15 protein-coding genes and 1 pseudogene are annotated in these 16,333 nt (G+C 69.3%); 5 read left to right on the top strand and 11 right to left on the bottom strand.

The genetic code is table 11. The annotated features are described in order from the left end of the window. Positions 1–17 precede the first annotated feature (17 nt). The gene (locus ACXJJ3_RS34295; RefSeq protein WP_458166034.1) at positions 18–2,825 is read left to right on the top strand and encodes a DEAD/DEAH box helicase; all 2,808 of its coding nucleotides are present in this window, start codon (positions 18–20) and stop codon (positions 2,823–2,825) included. A gap of 776 nt (positions 2,826–3,601) precedes the next feature. Here the strand turns inward: ACXJJ3_RS34295 and ACXJJ3_RS34300 are convergent. Further along, a complete protein-coding gene (locus tag ACXJJ3_RS34300) occupies positions 3,602–5,347 on the bottom strand; it encodes a DUF222 domain-containing protein (RefSeq protein WP_458166035.1) in 1,746 nt (581 codons plus the stop codon). 270 nt (positions 5,348–5,617) lie between these two features. On the opposite strand from ACXJJ3_RS34300, the gene ACXJJ3_RS34305 reads away from it, so the two are divergent. Beyond that, positions 5,618–6,886 carry a serine hydrolase domain-containing protein gene (locus ACXJJ3_RS34305; protein WP_458166037.1) on the top strand — a complete coding sequence of 423 codons (1,269 nt, stop codon included), beginning with the start codon at positions 5,618–5,620 and terminating at the stop codon, positions 6,884–6,886. On the opposite strand, the gene ACXJJ3_RS34310 is transcribed toward ACXJJ3_RS34305, so the two are convergent. Further along, positions 6,883–7,347 carry a MarR family winged helix-turn-helix transcriptional regulator gene (locus ACXJJ3_RS34310; RefSeq protein ID WP_458166038.1) on the bottom strand — a complete coding sequence of 155 codons (465 nt, stop codon included), beginning with the start codon at positions 7,345–7,347 and terminating at the stop codon, positions 6,883–6,885. The two genes, ACXJJ3_RS34305 and ACXJJ3_RS34310, sit on opposite strands and share 4 nt — an antisense overlap. Positions 7,348–7,410: 63 nt before the next feature. Between ACXJJ3_RS34310 and ACXJJ3_RS34315 the strand changes: the two genes are divergently transcribed. Next, the gene (locus tag ACXJJ3_RS34315) at positions 7,411–7,782 is read left to right on the top strand and encodes a cupin domain-containing protein (RefSeq protein ID WP_458166039.1); all 372 of its coding nucleotides are present in this window, start codon (positions 7,411–7,413) and stop codon (positions 7,780–7,782) included. Positions 7,783–7,798: 16 nt separating this feature from the next. Here ACXJJ3_RS34315 and ACXJJ3_RS34320 read toward each other — a convergent pair whose 3' ends face one another. The 3 genes and pseudogenes from ACXJJ3_RS34320 to ACXJJ3_RS34330 all read right to left on the bottom strand — a co-directional run bounded on the left by ACXJJ3_RS34320 (position 7,799) and on the right by ACXJJ3_RS34330 (position 9,017). Further along, positions 7,799–8,584 carry a glycoside hydrolase domain-containing protein gene (locus tag ACXJJ3_RS34320; RefSeq protein WP_458166040.1) on the bottom strand — a complete coding sequence of 262 codons (786 nt, stop codon included), beginning with the start codon at positions 8,582–8,584 and terminating at the stop codon, positions 7,799–7,801. Positions 8,585–8,706: 122 nt separating this feature from the next. Beyond that, positions 8,707–8,811: pseudogene (locus ACXJJ3_RS34325) on the bottom strand (glycoside hydrolase domain-containing protein); the annotation flags it as partial. After that, positions 8,766–9,017: a hypothetical protein gene (locus ACXJJ3_RS34330; protein ID WP_458166041.1), complete on the bottom strand. Its 252-nt coding sequence runs from the start codon at positions 9,015–9,017 to the stop codon at positions 8,766–8,768. The gene ACXJJ3_RS34330 and the pseudogene ACXJJ3_RS34325, both read right to left, overlap by 46 nt. 68 nt (positions 9,018–9,085) lie before the next feature. Here ACXJJ3_RS34330 and ACXJJ3_RS34335 point away from each other — a divergent pair, with 68 nt between their 5' ends. Beyond that, positions 9,086–9,559, top strand: coding sequence for a GyrI-like domain-containing protein (locus ACXJJ3_RS34335; protein ID WP_458166042.1), 474 nt, complete (start codon positions 9,086–9,088; stop codon positions 9,557–9,559). Beyond that, entirely contained in the window at positions 9,560–10,609 is a 1,050-nt protein-coding gene (locus tag ACXJJ3_RS34340) for a DUF5937 family protein (protein WP_458166043.1), read from the top strand. It abuts the gene before it with no gap. Here the strand turns inward: ACXJJ3_RS34340 and ACXJJ3_RS34345 are convergent. The 6 genes from ACXJJ3_RS34345 to ACXJJ3_RS34370 form a co-directional block, all read right to left on the bottom strand. Next, positions 10,574–11,641: an FAD-dependent oxidoreductase gene (locus tag ACXJJ3_RS34345; protein ID WP_458166044.1), complete on the bottom strand. Its 1,068-nt coding sequence runs from the start codon at positions 11,639–11,641 to the stop codon at positions 10,574–10,576. The two genes, ACXJJ3_RS34340 and ACXJJ3_RS34345, sit on opposite strands and share 36 nt — an antisense overlap. A gap of 39 nt (positions 11,642–11,680) precedes the next feature. Further along, positions 11,681–12,241, bottom strand: a complete 561-nt coding sequence (locus tag ACXJJ3_RS34350; RefSeq protein ID WP_458166045.1) for a hypothetical protein — start codon at positions 12,239–12,241, stop codon at positions 11,681–11,683. A gap of 69 nt (positions 12,242–12,310) precedes the next feature. Beyond that, positions 12,311–13,006, bottom strand: coding sequence for a hypothetical protein (locus ACXJJ3_RS34355; RefSeq protein WP_458166046.1), 696 nt, complete (start codon positions 13,004–13,006; stop codon positions 12,311–12,313). A 94-nt stretch (positions 13,007–13,100) separates the two neighbouring features. Then, the gene (locus ACXJJ3_RS34360; protein WP_458171978.1) at positions 13,101–14,627 is read right to left on the bottom strand and encodes a precorrin-2 C(20)-methyltransferase; all 1,527 of its coding nucleotides are present in this window, start codon (positions 14,625–14,627) and stop codon (positions 13,101–13,103) included. An 8-nt stretch (positions 14,628–14,635) separates the two neighbouring features. Next, positions 14,636–15,265, bottom strand: coding sequence for a precorrin-8X methylmutase (locus tag ACXJJ3_RS34365; RefSeq protein WP_458166047.1), 630 nt, complete (start codon positions 15,263–15,265; stop codon positions 14,636–14,638). Further along, a complete protein-coding gene (locus ACXJJ3_RS34370; protein ID WP_458166048.1) occupies positions 15,262–16,326 on the bottom strand; it encodes a precorrin-3B synthase in 1,065 nt (354 codons plus the stop codon). Before ACXJJ3_RS34370 ends, ACXJJ3_RS34365 begins: the two co-directional genes overlap by 4 nt. Positions 16,327–16,333 lie beyond the last annotated feature (7 nt).

Raw genomic sequence — 16,333 nt, forward strand, 5'->3', positions numbered from 1 at the left:
TCGCATAGATTGGTGTCATGAGCACCCCGTCCGAGAAATACGCCGTGTTCCGCTCGGACCAGGAGCATCCCGCCGTGAAGGAGTTCCGGGGGCTCTACGACTTCGAGCTGGACGAGTTCCAGCTGCGCGCCTGCGCCGCCCTCGAGGACGGGCACCAGGTGCTGGTCGCGGCGCCCACCGGATCCGGTAAGACGCTGGTCGGCGAGTTCGCCGTCCACCTGGCGCTCGAGCGCGGGCAGAAGTGCTTCTACACGACCCCGATCAAGGCGCTCAGCAACCAGAAGTACGGCGACCTGGTCAGCCGGTACGGCGCCGACAAGGTCGGGCTGCTCACCGGCGACAACTCGATCAACTCCGAGGCCCCGATCGTGGTGATGACCACCGAGGTGCTGCGGAACATGCTGTACGCCGGCTCGCAGACACTGCTCGGCCTGTCGTACGTCGTGATGGACGAGGTGCACTACCTGGCCGACCGATCCCGCGGCGCGGTCTGGGAAGAGGTGCTGATCCACCTGCCGGACTCGGTGTCGGTGGTCTCGCTGTCCGCGACCGTGAGCAACGCCGAGGAGTTCGGCGACTGGCTGGAGACGGTCCGCGGCAACACCGTCGTCGTCCTGGAGGAGAAGCGGCCGGTGCCGCTGTTCCAGCACGTGATGGTCGGGAAGCGGCTGCACGACCTGTTCGCCGGTGAAGCGCCGACCGCTCGGGTCGGCGCTGCCGCGTCGGGCAAGTCCGGCAACCCCGCGAAGGCGGCCCGCTCGGACCTGAAGGACCTGGTCAACCCGCAACTGGTCCGGATCGCCCGCGACGACAACCGGGTCTTCCGCGACGACTCCCGCAAACCCCGCCGGCGCCGCGACCTGCCCCGGAACCGGCCGTCCAAGACGCACTTCACGCCGTACCGCTCGGACGTCGTCGAGGAGCTGGACGCCGGGGCGCTGCTGCCGGCGATCTACTTCATCTTCTCCCGCAAGGGCTGCGAGGACGCGGTCGTGCAGTGCCTGCGCTCCGGGCTGCGGCTGACCAAGCCGTCCGAGCGCGACGAGATCAAGCGGGTCGTCGCCGAACGCACCGCCGACCTCCCCGACGAGGACCTCGGCGTGCTCGGGTACCACGACTTCGCCGAGGCGCTGTCCCGCGGCATCGCGGCACACCACGCCGGCATGCTCGCAGCCTTCAAGGAGGTCGTCGAGGAGCTGTTCGCGCGCGGGCTGATCAAGGTCGTGTTCGCCACCGAGACGCTTGCCCTGGGCATCAACATGCCGGCGCGTACCGTCGTACTGGAGAAGCTCTCCAAGTGGAACGGCGAGGCGCACGTCGACATCACGCCGGGGGAGTACACGCAGCTCACCGGGCGGGCCGGGCGGCGCGGCATCGACGTCGAGGGGCACGCGGTCGTGCTCTGGCAGCCCGGGTTCGACCCGCGCGCGGTCGCCGGCCTCGCGTCGACGCGTACGTACCCGCTGCGGTCGTCGTTCTCCCCGTCGTACAACATGGCCGTCAACCTCGTCCGCCAGGTCGGACGGACCCGGGCGCGGGACATGCTCGAGCTGTCGTTCGCGCAGTTCCAGTCCGACCAGGCCGTCGTCGGGCTGGCCCGGCAGGTGCAGCGCAACACCGAGGCGCTCGAGGGGTACAAGGAGTCGATCGAGTGCCACCTCGGCGACTTCCTCGAGTACGCCGCGCTCCGCCGCCGGATCGGCGACCGCGAGGCGTCCGGCTCCAAGCGCCGCAAACTCGACCGCCGCGTCGAGGCCCAGGAGTCGATCGAGAAGCTCAAGACCGGCGACATCATCCGGATCCCCGCCGGCCGCAGCGCCGGCTGGGCCCTCGTCCTCGACCCGGGCATGCGCTCCGAACGCGAAGGCCCGCGGCCGACCGTCCTGACCCTCGACCGGCAGGTCCGCAAACTGTCGATGGTCGACTTCCCGACCCCGGTCGAAGCGATCGGCACACTGCGGATCCCGCGCAAGTTCAACCCGCGCAACCCGCAGCAACGCCGCGAACTCGCCCAGGTACTGCGCACCCGCACCGACCTGCTCGGCGAAGACGGCCCGCCGTCCCGCCACCGCGACGTGATCGCGCACGCCGACGACCCCGAACTGCAGGACATGCGCGCCCAGCTCCGCGCCCACCCCTGCCACGGCTGCTCCGACCGCGAAGACCACGCCCGCTGGGCCGAACGATACTTCCGCCTCGACCGCGAGAACCGCGACGTCCAACGCAAGATCGAGCAGCGGACGAACACGATCGCCCGCCAGTTCGACCGGGTCTGCCAGGTCCTCGACGCGCTGCACTACCTCGACGGCGACAAGACCACCGAAGCCGGCGACCGCCTCTCGCGCATCTACACCGAACTCGACCTGGTCGCCGCCGAATGCCTGCGCCAAGGCGTCTTCGACGACCTCACCGTCCCGGAACTCGCCGCCTGCCTGGCAGCCCTGGTCTACGAGTCCCGTTCGAAGGACGACCCGACCTCACCCCGCCTGCCGCGCGGCGACGTACGCCAGGCCCTCGAGAAAATGGGCGCCATCTGGCGCGACCTGTCCGCCCTCGAACGCGACATGCGCGTCGACTTCCTCCGCTCCATGGACCTCAACTTCTGCTGGCCAGCCTTCCGCTGGGCCTCCGGCGCCTCCCTCGCCGAGGTCCTCTACGAATCCGACCTCGCCGCCGGCGACTTCGTCCGCTGGGTCAAACAACTCATAGACCTCACCGAACAAATAGCCGACGCCGCCGGCCCCACCCCCCTCCGCACCACCGCCCGCGCCGTAGTAGACCAAATCCGCCGAGGCGTAATCTCCTACGCCACCGTCGTCGACTAACCCACCCCGCCTCCTTGCGCACGTACGCGGAGGAGGCGGGGTAGGTGGGTAGCGGTGCAGATGGTGACGCGCGATGGTCACCGCTCCGCGGCGGCTGCCTGTTGGCCGCCTCCGGCCGCGTGCTACCGCCTCCGGGCGGATGAGTGGGTGAAGGGCGGGTGGTGACGTAGGGCGGTCACCGCTTCGCGGTGGATGTTCTGTTGGCCGCCTCCGGCGGCGTGCTACCGCTTCCGGATGGGGGTGTGGGTAGTGACGTGGATCGGTCACTGCTTCGCGGCGACTGTCCTGTTGGCAGCCCCCGGCCGCGTGCTACCGCCGCCGGGCGGATGCGGTAGGTAGAGGGGCGGGTGGTGACGTGGATCCGTCACCGCTGCTTCGCGGTGGCTGTCTTACTGGCCGCCTCCGGCGGTGTGCTACCGCTTCCGGGTGGATGTGCCGGCGGAGCGAAGCGTCACGTGGAGCGGGCACGGCCCTGCGGCCGCCGTCCTGCGGGTCGCATGCGGGGGCGGGGGGACTGCCGCCGGGTGGATGAGGCGAGCGATGGCGCGGCTTGTGAGGCGGAGCTGTCTTGCTGGAAGTCGTCGGTGGTGCACCGCTGCTGCCGGTGGATGCGTGCCATTAGCAACTGGTCACCAGCCCGGAAGGATTTCGTTCGCGGCGGCTTCCTGTCGGCGTACGTCTGTGCTGTTACGACGCAGGCGTCTCCGGAGGCAGATTCGGGCCTTTGGTTTGGCGTTGGGAGGAGGGCGAGCGTTTCGGCTGGCCCTCGTCGTGGCTCAGATGGTGATGAAGGGTGGTGGGTCGGTGGCGGGGCTGGTGGGCGTGCGGGTGCCCCAGACGGCGAAGCGGGCGGCGGCGGTGAGGGTGGCTTCGTCGGCCTTCCAACGGCTGCGGCGTTGGGCGGGCAGATCTGTGCAGCCCCATGGGTTGGGTGGTGAGGGCTCGGCGGGGGTGCTGTCGGGGCAATTTGGGCGTGCGGGGGTGGCACCCGGTGGCGCGGGTGTGTCGGGGAGGTCTTGTGGCGTGTTGGGTGGTGGGGGATCGGGGCGTGTCGGGGGTGCGGGCAGAGGTGTGGGCAGAGGTGTCCTCTGGTGTGTGTTTGCGGGTCGCGTGGGTTCTGCGGCTGCGGGTTGGGCAGGGCGCAGGCGTGCGGGTTGGGTGGGGTGGGTGCTTTGTGGCTGGGTGGGGCCTGTGTCTTTGGGGTGGGCCGGGGTGGCCCAGGTGGGGCGTTGCACGTGGACTTTGCCGTTGGTGATGGTCAACTGCCAGCGGCCGGCATGGAGGTCTACGTGGTGGCGGCGGCACAGCAACGCCAGGTTGGTGAGGGCGGTTGCTCCTCCGTCGAGCCAGGAGATCAGGTGGTGGGCGTCGCACATCACCGGGGGTGCCGCGCACACGACACAGCCGCGGTCGCGGGCGTTCAGCGCGTGGCGGATGGCGCGGGTGACGAGGCGTTCGCGGCGGCCGACATCCAAGGGTTCGGAGTTGGAGCCGAGGACGAGCGGGATGATGCCTGCGTCGCAGGCCAGGCGGCGGACGGTGGCGGCGGACAGGTCGTCGCCGTAGACCATCCGACCGGTCCCCGCGCTCTGGCCGGTACCGCCGGGCTGGTCGGTTCGGCCGGTTCGGCCGGTTCCGCCGGGCTGGCCGGTCCCGCCGGTTCCGCCGGGCTGGCCGGTCCCGCCGGTTCCGCCGGGCTGGCCGGTTCCGCCAGTTTGGCTGGGCTGGTGGGTTTGGCCGGTGGCGTTCGCGGTGGTGGTGCGGAGGTCGTCGAGGTCGATGGTGATGGTGATGTTGGCTTTGGCGCCGTGGCCTGGGGTGTCGGTGTCCCAGGCGTTCGAGGCGACCGTTAGTGCGGTGGTGAGGGCGTCGGCTTGGCGTTTGTCGCGGGCGCGGGGGTCGTGTTCGCCGTCGGTGGTTTTGTGGGGGCGGGCGCCGGTGTGGATGATCGCGCGCAATCGTTCGGCGTTTTCGTTGGCGAGGTAGCCGCGGAACTTCACGCCGTTCTCGGCAGCCGTCAGGGTGAGGGACTCGCGCTGGTAGGCCTTTTGCTCGTCGGGTTCGGGGCCGTCGGAGTCGAGGAGGTTGCAGAGTTGTTTGGCGGCGGTGCGGAGCTCGTTCGGGGTGAGGTGGGCGGCTAGTCCGACGAGTTGTTCCTCGGCGATGTCGAGGTCTTCTACCGGGACGCGGGTACGGACGCGTTCTAGTTCGGTGGTGATTGCGGAGGCGTGGGCTGGTTGGAGGGTGTCGAGGGCTGCTTGGACGGTCTTGTACTTGGGGAGGGTGCGGGCCAGGCGGACGTCACGCCATGCTTCGGGGCGGTTGCGGTGGTGGCGGAAGGTGAGGAGCTCGACCGTGTCTCGGGCGCCCAACTCCTGGGGGAGGCCGGACTCTTCGATGCGGGCGATGACTTGGAGGCGGAGGGATTCCAGGCGGAGGATCTCGGCGTTCACGGCGTCGAGGGCGGGCAGGACCTCATGGTTGCCTAGGGCAACTACGGATCTGCCGTCGAGGACGTCCATGGAGATAACTCTAGACACGGCCTCCGACAGTTTTCAAAGTGGAAGGCCTTGTTTTAAAGGCGGTCTAGGAAAATCCTTCGCCGAAGCTGACAGGCGGCCGCGCGTGGATCGCGTAGGTGGATGGGGCTGGTTGGGATCAGTGTGGGTGTTAGGTGTCGCCGGAGCGCTCAGGGGGTGGCTGGGGTTGGTGGTGGAGGAAGGGGGTGAGTAGACCTCTTGGGGTGAAAGACTCCGGGCTGGTGTTCCGTCTGGGTGAAGGAGAAGGCGTTCGTGGAGTTGTCGCGTCGGGGTCTCGGGAAGTTGGCTGTTGCTACTGGTGCTACGGCTGCGGTCGGTACCGGGGCCGGTTATCTGATCGGGCGGCCTGCTGATGCTGCTGCTACCTGGAAGGCGACGGGTACGGCGGTGCCGGCGTTGGTCGGGTTCGACAATCAGATGAAGGGGTTCATGCAGGCGCGGGGGATCACCGCGGGGCAGGTGGCGGTGACGTACAAGGGGCGGCTGGTGCTTGCCCGGGGCTACAGTACGTCGACGGCGCTGGCGGTGCAGCCGACGTCGTTGTTCCGGATCGCGAGCCTGTCGAAGTCGTTGACGGCGGCGGCGATCGTGAAGCTGGTGCAGGACGGGAAGCTGAGTCTGTCGACGCCGGTCGCGAACATCATCGACATTACGCCGGCGACAGGGCTGACGCGGGATCCGCGGTGGTCGAAGATCACGTTGTGGAAGGTGCTGCAGCATCTCGGCGGCTGGGACCGGGACGTGTCCGGTGACCCGGAGTGGAAGGACGCGACGATCTCCCGGACGCTCGGCGTACCGATGGAGTTGCACCAGGCCGACGTCATCAAGTACGTCGCCGGGCAGAAGCTGGACTTCGAGCCGGGGACGAAGTACGCGTACTCGAACTTCGGCTACACGCTCGCCGGCCGGGTGATCGAGAAGGTCAGCGGGCTCAGCTACGAGAACTACGTGAAGCAGAAGCTGCTCGCGCCGTTGAAGATCAAGCGGATGGCGCTCGGCTACTCGATCGCGAAGCACACCGGCGAGACGTCGTACGAGTCGCAGTACTCCGGACCGACCGTGCTCGACATGTCCGGCAAGACCGTGCCGGCGCCGTACGGCTCGTTCAGCATGCGGATCCAGGACGCGAACGGCGGCTGGATCGCCAGCGCGCCGGACCTGGTGCGGTGGGCGAAGATGTTCGACGCGCCGTCGAGCGTGCTGAACAGTACGTCGCTCGGCCGCGTCTGGGCGAAGCCGTCCACCGGGGTGAACTCCGACGGCTGGTACTACGGCCTCGGCTGGCAGATCCGCCCGGTCACCGGCGGCACCGGCCGGAACACGTGGCACACCGGCAGCATGCCCGGGACGTACTCGATCGTCGTCCGCACGTCCAACGGGATGAGCTGGGCGGCCGTGTTCAACCGCCGCGACGACGCCAGCGGCAAGTCGTACGGCGACATCGACGCCGCGCTGTGGACCGCGGCCAACGGCGTCAAGAGCTGGCCGACGAACGACCTGTTCCCGCAGTACTTCAGCTAGAACATCAACGCCCGGAAGTGCGGCGTACTGATCTGGGCCTCGCCGGCCATTTCGGTCAGTACGTCGCGCAGGGCGTCGACCGCGTCGTCGCCGAGGCGTTTCCGGAGCCGGCGTTCGTAGTCGCGGTGGAACCGGCGCGCCGCCGACAGAGTGGCGTGGCCGCGGTCGGTGAGGTGCAGTAGACGTGCGCGGGCGTCGGTCGGGTCGGGGCGGCGTTCGACGTACCCGCGGCGCACCATGTCGTCGGCGATCTGGCCGGCGCCCTGCTTGGTGATCTCCAGCCGCTCGGCCAGCCGGGTAATAGTGGTCGGGCCGTCCGCCAAGGTGCGGAACACGAAGCCGTCCGAACGGCCCTGGTCCTCATACCCCTGCGCGGCCAGCTGTTCGCGGAGTTCGCGGACGAACTCCTGGTCGGCCAGCAGTAGAAGGATGCCGATATCCGGCTTGCCCGATCGCGTCATGCCCGCCATGATAGTCAAGTCAACTTGGTCAAGTTGTCTTGACTAAATGGGAAGGGGAGAAGGATGCAGGTCATCCACGCGGAGGACGCGCCGCGGTTCCGGCTGCCGGGGGTCGAGTTCACCGGGTACGCCGCGCCGAGCCGGGGTTCGGCCGGGCTGTGCACGTGGCGGCTCACGGTCGACGCCGGTCACGGTGGCGACGCGCCGCACACGCTCGACCGCGACGAGGTGTTCATGGTGCTCAGCGGCAGCGTGCAGCTGCGCGACGGCGGCGGCAAGCTCGGCCCGGGCGACGCCGCGGTGGTGCCCGCCGGCGAACCGATCGCCCTGACCAACCTGGGCGAGGAGAAGGCCGAGCTGATCGTGGCCATCACGGCAGGCTTCACCGGCCTGCTCGCCGACGGCACGTCCGTCCAGCCGCCCTGGGCGCAGTAACCGCAGTAACCCGCCGTCAGCAACGCCTAAGAGGTGCCGTATAGCTCGTGTTGCTCGCAGTAGCGACGTAGTAGTCGGTGACCCAGCTCCCGTCGCTCAACCGGTCCCAGACGGCGGTGGTGCCGACCTTCGAGCCCGGCGCCTGGCAGCTGACCCAGGCCAGCGATCCGATCGGTAGTGTGCTCGGGTACGCCGCGTACGTCGTACCTGGGCCGTGCCGCCGGGAGAGACCGTTGACGGTCGTCTGGAACGGCAGGCTGCATCCTGGCAGCGGCGGGCTGTAGCCGGTCTTGTTCGGCGTCCTGACGTAGTAGTCCGTGACGTACGTACCGTTGGTCAGCTGGTCCCAGACGGTCGTCGTGCCGAGCTTCGGGCCGGGCGTCTGGCAGCCGATCCGTACCGCGGCGTTCCGGGCGATCGTCGCCCGCACGGTGTAGCTGAACGCGGTCGACGCGACCGGAGCGTCGAACCTGTCGTTGTCGATGTGCAGCGTGACCCCGCCGTACGTCTCGGCGTGGTCGCCGCGGTACTGCTTCGCGCGCTGCCCTACGGCCCAGAACGCGGCGGGCACGGTCGGCCAGCCGGTCAAGGAGCTGTCGTTGTCCCAACGGGCGATCCACAGCGCGTCAGGACGGGCGTAGGACGTCGAGTTGTAGGCAGCGGCCAGGTCGACGGCGCCTGAGCTCTGGTTCGCGTACACACCGGACACGTAGCCGAGCCTGTGCAGTTCGGCGGTCCAGGCCGACACGTAGTGCAGTACGGCGGACCGGCAACTGGTCGTGACGTTCGTGTAGTGCTCCATGTCGTTGTAGATCGCGCTATCCGGCAGCAGGCCGAGCGCCTTGGCGATCGCGTCGTCGGCCTACCGGATCGCCTCGCGGTTGGACGAGGTCGCCGACATCTGGTGCACGGCGCCTGCAGGCCCAGGTAGATCGGGACGAGCCGCCAGCCCATCGCGCTGACCGCGGTGACCCACGCCGCGGTCAGCTGCGGCTGGGCACACGTCCGGTTGACGCCGCCGACGTACACCCCGATCCCTTGTACGGCGAGGCCTTCCACGCGGTCATGGCCGTCAACGGCGGCGCCGTACAGGTGTCGAACGCCAGGCCGGTGAACCTGGTCGCCGTGGAACCGGCGGGATACGTGAGCGGAGTCGTCGGCGCGGCCGCGGCCGGGATCGACGGCAGGACCAGCGCCGCGGCGGCGGCAGCGGTAAGAAGCTTGACCTTGAGCATGGCTACCCCCGCTTCCAGTACAGCCGAAGCGCTAGGTTGAACTCAAGACCCAGAGTTGGGAGGACGGCATGCCGGAGATCGTGGAGTTGGGGGAGCGGCCGTACGTCGCGCTGCGGGGGACCGTGGCGATGGACGGCATCGCGGCGTTCGCGGACCGGTTGCGGGAGGTGATCGACTGGCTGGCGGCCCGGGAGATCGCGCCGAACGACGCGCCGTTCTTCAAGTACGACGTGGTCGACATGGAGCACGGGCTGACGATGGAGATCGGGTTCCCGGTCGACGACGTGCACTCCGGTGAGGGCGAGATCGTCACCGGCGTACTCCCGGCCGGCCGGTATGCGACGAGCACGTACCACGGGCATCCCGACGGGCTGATCGGCGCGACCGGGGAACTGCTGGACTGGGGTGCGGAGCAGGGAGTCGTGTGGGACGCGGACGGCGACAACTGGGTCGCTCGCCTGGAGATCTACCGCTCCGACCCGCGTGAGGTGCCGAACATGGACGACTGGGTCACCGACCTGCAGTTCAAGCTGAAGGGCTGAGTGCCGACCGTACTGGCGGGCGTCGGCCGGCTCGACGCCGAGCGGATCCGCCACGTCGCCTCGCCGCTGATCGAGCTCGGCTCGGCGCTGCACGTACTCGCGGAGCCCGCACACCACGGCCGCGCCGACTGGGCGGCCGCCCTGCCGCTGCCGGACGACCTGCGCCGGGAGCTCGCGCAGTGGACCTGGACCGTACGAGCGGTCCGGGCACGCTTCTTTGCGACAACCGCCGCCACGGGGATGCCGTCGTGGGACGACGAGCTGGCCGAACTCCGGAAACGTCCGCCCGAGGACGTGGCCGCGGAACTCGTCCGCCCGCTCCGTGGCCGTCCGTTGAACTCGACCGACAACACGGCAGCACTGCATTGGGCCCGTAGCCGCGGACGGGCGACCTCAGCGCTCGTTGAGTCGCTGCTGACCGACCCTGCTGATCCGGTACGTCGTTTCACCGACCTGCTGGACGCCTGCTGGCAGGAATGGTTCAGCGCGGTCTGGAACGAGTCACGCGATGCCCTGGCCGCGCGTGGCCGTCAAGACCGCGACCTGGCGGTCCGGGACGGTGTCGGGGCGATGCTGCGCTCGTTGGACGCGTCGATCGACGTACGGGACGCGGACAGCGTGGTGGTGCAGAAGGTGCAGAGCAAGCGGATCGACATCAGCCGTCGCTCGCTGCTGCTTGTCCCGAGCAACTACATCGCGCCGCACCTGTTCATCGGCGAGATCCCGGGCGAGCCGATCACGATCATCTACCCGACCGGCGGGCGGACAGCCGACGTACCGACAGCGCAGCTGATCCGGGCGCGCCTGGACGCGCTGGCGTCGCCCGACCGGCTGCAGGTGTGCCGGGCCGTTGCCAGCGAGCCGCGTACCGCCGGGGAGATCGCTGCGCTGTGGGGTCTGCACCCAACGCAGGTAACGCGTCACCTTCGGGCGCTCACGAGAGCCGGTCTGGTGACGGCTGAACGTGAAGGCCGTTTCGTGGCCTACAAATTGAACAATGACGCGCTCACGACGCTAGGCGCCGATCTCCTGACGCTCATCATGCGCTAGCAGGTCGCGGAGAGCCCTGGCAGCCGCGAAGCCGGCGCGGTTTGCACCAATGGTGCTGGCTGACGGCCCGTAGCCGACAAGATGAATGCGTGGGTCGGCTGCTGTCGCCGTGCCGTTCATACGGATGCCACCGGACGCTTCACGCAGGTGCAGCGGTGAGAGGTGCGCCAGGTCTGCACGGAAGCCCGTAGCCCACAGAATCGTGTCTATGTGCTGCCTGCTGCCGTCAGCCCACTCCACACCGTCCGGTGTGATGCGGGAGAACATCGGGAGCCGCGTGTAGACGCCACGGTTCCACGCAGTCTGTTCCTGTTGCCGCAGGTGCAGCCCGGTCACGCTGACGACGCTCCGCGGCGGCAGCCCTGCCCGGACGCGCTCCTCGACCTGAGCCACCACCTGACGCCCGTACTCCGGTGTGAAGTCCACGCCGGTCCGCCACTCCGGCGGGCGCCGTGTGACCCACGTCGTGGTCGCCACCTCGGACACCTCCGCCAAGAGCTGCACCGCGGATGCTCCACCGCCAACCACGAGCACATGCTGCCCGGCCAGTTCAGCCGCGCCCTGGTAGTCGGCCGTGTGCAGCTGCCGCCCGCGGAACGTCTCGATCCCCGGGTACCACGGCACGAACGGCCGGTCCCACGTACCGGTCGCGTTCACCAGCGCGGCAGCGGCGTACGCCCCGGCCGACGTCTCCAGCGCGAACCCGCCGTCGATCTCCCGCACGCTCTCCACGGTCACCGGCCGTACGACGGGCAGCTCAAAGCGCTTCTCGTAGTCCGCGAAGTACGCCGGCACGAACGCGTTCGCCTGCTCGGCCCCGACGCTCGACGGCACCGGTACGCCGGGCAGGTTGGCGATCCCGTGCACGTCGTGCATCGTCAGCGAGTCCCACCGGTGCTGCCAGGCACCGCCCGGCTCCGCGTTGCGATCCAGTACGACGACCGCGTCGTACGGTGCGAAGCCGAGCCGCACTAGGTGGTACGCAGCCGACAGCCCCGCCTGTCCCGCACCGATCACCGCTACTTCAAGCACACCAACAGCAACGCGAAGCGGGCCTCACGTCTTCCCAGGCTACTCGTTGTCCACCCGCCGCTGTCCGGACTTACCTCCGACAACAGCCGCGATCAGCGTGACCAGTACCGCTGCTCCAGCCGCGACCAGCCCGCCCGTGGTGAGCGTCCGGTCGGCGATCGGCAGCCCCAGCCGGTTCAGCACGTTGTACTGCGAGCCGGCCAGACCTGCGAGTACGGCGACGATCGCGGTGACGACGACTCCGAGCAGCCAGACGCCGAAACCGTGGCGGCCACCGTGGATCCGGGCCAGCCGCCCAGCCACGTATCCGCCGTTGTAGTAACCAATAGCCAGGATCACCAGCAGGACGGCACCGGAAGCGATCCCGATGGTGCCTGCGCTGCCCTTGGCGTCGTTCCAGTTGAACGTGACCGCGTAGTCGACGGCTGCTGCGGCTGCACCGATGACGACGGTCAGCAGCCCGACCATCCCCACAGCGACCAGCCAGCCGTAGAACGTCGCTCCGCCCGCAGATGCCCGGTGAGCGGGCTCTACGCGCTGTTCGTCCGCGTAGACCTCGGACGGCCCGACGCGGGTGTCTTCTTCGTACTGCTGCGTCATGTCAGCTTCTCCTTACCGGACAAGCCCCGTGTGACTAGCAGGTACCCGGCGGGAAACCGACGCGGTGGATCAGAGCAGTTCGTCGATGCGGTCGTGGTAGCGGCGACCGGCCTTGCCGCCGATGATCGCGGCGATCAGCGTGAATACCAGCAGGGCGGCGGCCGCGGCGGCGCTGCCGAGCAGGAGCGTGTTGTTGGACAGCGAGACGTTCGGCCGGTGGATGTTGCCGACCAGGTCGTACTGGCTGTCCAGGAACCAGGTGAGACCGCCCGCGATCGCGCCGACGAGCAACGCGATCATCCACACCCCGAAGCCCTGCCGGCCGCCGTCGAAGCGCGCCAGCCGGCCCGCGACGTACCCGCCGATGTAGAACGCCAGCGTGAGCATGAAGATCGTGACCGCGGCCGCGGTGATCGACGCGGCGCCGGGCTGCGCCTTCGCGTCGCTGGTCGTGTAGTCGAGGACCTGCGCGGTGCCGAACGCGGCCGCGGACACGGCGGCCAGCAGCAGTACCGACATCGAGATGGCGATCAGCCAGCCGAAGAACGCGGCGCCGAACTTGAAACCGCGGTACGACAGCAGTTCCGGGTCGACATCGGAGCCCTCGGCGGCGGCCGGGGGCGGGGTGCGCAGCGGCTGGTCGGCCGGGACGGTGATCGTGTTGATGGCCCGGCTGGCCGCGGCCCGTGCTTCCTCGTACCGCTGGGTGCTGTCACCGGCGGGCGTGGTGATCGTGGCGGTGTCACCGGGGTACTGCTGACTCATGGCCGCTGGCTCCTCACTGGTCTGCCGAAAATCAAGCGCCGTGCGGACGCCCCCTACCCGTCCGCACGCTTCCTGACACAGTCGGAGTACGGATTTAACGGCCTCCTGGTGTGGCTTCACTGACCGTGGCCGGGTAGCGGCGCGGAGTGAAGACCAGCGGGCCGGCCGGACGGGGCACAGTGCGCGTCTGTGACGAGCCGACCAGCAGCAAGCACCGCATGTCAACCGTTTGCGGCTCCAGTTGGCCCAGAGTTGTCACAGTGATCGCCTCGGCCGGGCCGCCGACATCACGCCCTACAACGACCGGTGTGTCGGCGGAACGGTGTTCCAGCAGCAGGTCCCGGGTGGCAGCGACCTGCCAGGTCCGGGACTTCGATGCGGGGTTGTAGATCGCTATGGCCAGGTCGGCCTGCGCCGCTGCCGTCAGCCGCGCGGCGATGATCTCCCACGGCTTGAGCCGGTCCGACAGCGACAACACGCAGTAGTCGTGCCCCAGCGGCGCCCCAACGCGGCTGGCAACAGCCTGTGCAGCGGTCATGCCCGGCAGCACGTGTACGGCGATGTCGGCGTACTCCGGCTCCGCCGCGACCTCCGTGACCGCACTGGCCATCGCAAACACGCCAGGGTCGCCGGACGACACCACAACGACGCGGGAGCCCTTCCTGGCCAGATCCAGCGCGAACGCGGCCCGCTCCGACTCCACGCGGTTGTCCGACCCGTGCTTGCGCTGCCGGGCCCTGTCGGGCAGACGGTCGACGTACGTCGTGTAGCCGATCACGTCGTCGGCGCCCGCGATGGCCGCGCGTACTTCGGGGGTCATCCACTCCGGGCCGGCCGGGCCGAGGCCCACGACCGTGACGGAGCCCTCCGGCGCGGTCTTGGGCGTTGGGGGAGTGAAGGTGTTGTTGATAGGGCTCGGGAGCAGCGCCAGCGAGAAGTACGGCACCTCGTCCGGGTCGACCTCGTTCAGCGGGGCCGTGCGCTGGGCGTCGGTGGTCGCACGTTCGACGTACCAGGCCTCGTCGGCGCGTCCGGCCAGCTCGAACGCCTCCCGGACGTTCTCGAACGTCCGGCCGAGCTTCATCACCGCCGCCGCGTCCGTAGAGCGCAGCCGGTCGGCCAGGACGTCCGGTGGCAGCGTCCCGGGCAGCACGGTGAGGATCTCGTCGCGCTCACAGAGCGGACGCCCCAGTACGGCGGCGGCCGCGCTCACGGACGTCACGCCTGGGACCACCTCGCACGGGTACCGGTCCGCGAGGCGTTTGTGCATGTGCATGTACGAGCCGTAGAAGAGCGGGTCGCCCTCCGCCAGTACGACGACGTCCCGGCCCGCGTCCAGATGGGCGGCCAGACGGGCGGCGCAGTCGGCGTAGAAGTCGTCCATCGCGCCCTGGTAACCGCCCGGGTGGTCCGTGGTCTCGGTGGTCAGCGGATAGACCAGGTGCTCCTCGAGTTGGCCCTCGGTCAGGTACGGCGCGGCGACCGACCGCGCGATGCTCCGCCCGTGCCGCGCGCTGTGGAACGCGATCACGTCCGCGGCGCCGATCAGCCGCGCCGCCTTCACCGTGACGAGTTCCGGATCGCCCGGACCCAGTCCGACGCCCCACAAACGACCCGTCATCACCGTCATCACTCAGCCTCGCTTGCGATCGCGTTGACGGCGGCCGCGGTGATCGCGCTGCCGCCCCGGCGTCCCCGGACCACCAGGTACTCCAGGCCGAGTGTGTTCGCCGCCAGCGCCTCCTTGGACTCGGCCGCGCCGATGAACCCGACCGGGATCCCCAGCACCGCGGCCGGTCGCGGACCGCCCGCCGCGATCACTTCCAGCAGCCGGAACAACGTCGTCGGAGCGTTGCCGATAGCAACAACCGCGCCGTCCAGCCGCTCCGTCCACAGGTCGACGGCGGCCGCGCTCCGAGTCGTCTGCAGTTGCTGGGCGAGCTCGGCGGTCCGCGGGTCCTGGAGCGTGCAGATGACCTCGTTGTCCGCAGGCAGCCGGCGCCGGGTGACGCCGGCCGCGACCATCTGCGCGTCACACAGCACCGGCGCGCCGTTCTGCAGCGCGGCGCGGGCGTTCTTCACGACGTTCGGCGACCAGGCCAGGTCCGCGACCAGGTCGGTCATCCCGCACGCGTGGATCATCCGTACGGCGACCTGCGACACGTCGGCCGGCAACCCGTCGAGCGCCGCCTCGGCCCGGATCGTCGCGAACGACCGCCGGTAGATCTCCGCGCCGTCGCGCTCGTACTCGTAACTCACAGCCGTTCCCCATCCACCAGATAGCCGTCACCGACAGCAACCACATCCACGAACTCGCCGGCGGGCTTCCCGCAGCGCCGTTCACATCCCGACCAGTGCACCCGCCGGCCACGCACTGTCAGCTGCCTGGCGTCGGCTCGCACGTCGGCCAGGGCCTTCGCGCACCCGGGGCGACCGGCACACGCAGTGACGCCCTCCCACGGCGAATCGGGCGAAGTAATCAGCCCGACCTGATCCAGCCCGCGCGTATCGGCCGGGACCACCAGCGATCGCCAAGGCGTGACACGCACGTGCCCCAACGCCGCAGCCTGCTCCTGCGTAAGACTCCCTAGCGGCACCGTGACGACCAAAGCGCGCCCATGCACACCAGCCAGAACCCGTGTGGTCTCAACCGGCACCAGCTCAGTCGCCAGCAATCCAAGGCGTTCAAAGATCCGCGTGGCGCCGCCGGCAACTTCAGCCACCCGCCACTCCTGCTCACGGATCTGGAGGAACGCCTCAGCCGCGGCAACCATCAGCTCCGGCACTGCGTCCCAGCCGACCCGAACACCGCGCTCACCAAGGCTCAGCAGTGCAGTGTGCTCATCAAAGGCCCGTACCGACACGTCCGCCTGCAGCTCAGCCAGATCACCGCGGCCGTCGTCCAGCGCGAACAAGAACCGCCCCGGCAGCTCAGCCAGCGCGGGGCGGTCGCACAACGCCCGATCCAGCGCAGCCACCACCGGCATTACGTCGTACCGCGACTCCTGATCCAGACCGGATAGCGGGGACGCCAGGATGTTCCGTACGCGCTCGTGGGTGATCGACGGCAGCAGCCCTGCCGCGTACAACCGGTCGGACAGTTCCCGCGGCCCAGCGGCGTCCAGTCCGCGCAGCTGCACGTTGGCGCGTGACGTCAGCTCCAGCCGCCCGTCACCCAGCTCAACGGCAGCACGACGCAGTACGTCGAGCTGTGCCGCCGACAGAAGCCCGCCTGGCAGCCGTACGCGCGCCAGACCGCCGTCAGCAGCCTGGTGCACTGCCAGCACACCAGGGCACCGATCCGCTTCAGTCCTCGCCACACGCGTG

The sequence above is a fragment of the Kribbella sp. WER1 genome (assembly GCF_054189145.1).

Bases quoted from the DNA above. Each gene is read 5' to 3' on its own strand.
- ACXJJ3_RS34295 (WP_458166034.1), top strand. From the start codon at position 18: ATGAGCACCCCGTCCGAGAAATACGCCGTGTTCCGCTCGGACCAGGAG.
- ACXJJ3_RS34300 (WP_458166035.1), bottom strand. From the start codon at position 5,347: ATGGACGTCCTCGACGGCAGATCCGTAGTTGCCCTAGGCAACCATGAG.
- ACXJJ3_RS34310 (WP_458166038.1), bottom strand. From the start codon at position 7,347: ATGACGCGATCGGGCAAGCCGGATATCGGCATCCTTCTACTGCTGGCC.
- ACXJJ3_RS34315 (WP_458166039.1), top strand. From the start codon at position 7,411: ATGCAGGTCATCCACGCGGAGGACGCGCCGCGGTTCCGGCTGCCGGGG.
- ACXJJ3_RS34320 (WP_458166040.1), bottom strand. From the start codon at position 8,584: ATGGAGCACTACACGAACGTCACGACCAGTTGCCGGTCCGCCGTACTG.
- ACXJJ3_RS34330 (WP_458166041.1), bottom strand. From the start codon at position 9,017: ATGCTCAAGGTCAAGCTTCTTACCGCTGCCGCCGCCGCGGCGCTGGTC.
- ACXJJ3_RS34335 (WP_458166042.1), top strand. From the start codon at position 9,086: ATGCCGGAGATCGTGGAGTTGGGGGAGCGGCCGTACGTCGCGCTGCGG.
- ACXJJ3_RS34350 (WP_458166045.1), bottom strand. From the start codon at position 12,241: ATGACGCAGCAGTACGAAGAAGACACCCGCGTCGGGCCGTCCGAGGTC.
- ACXJJ3_RS34355 (WP_458166046.1), bottom strand. From the start codon at position 13,006: ATGAGTCAGCAGTACCCCGGTGACACCGCCACGATCACCACGCCCGCC.
- ACXJJ3_RS34360 (WP_458171978.1), bottom strand. From the start codon at position 14,627: ATGACGGGTCGTTTGTGGGGCGTCGGACTGGGTCCGGGCGATCCGGAA.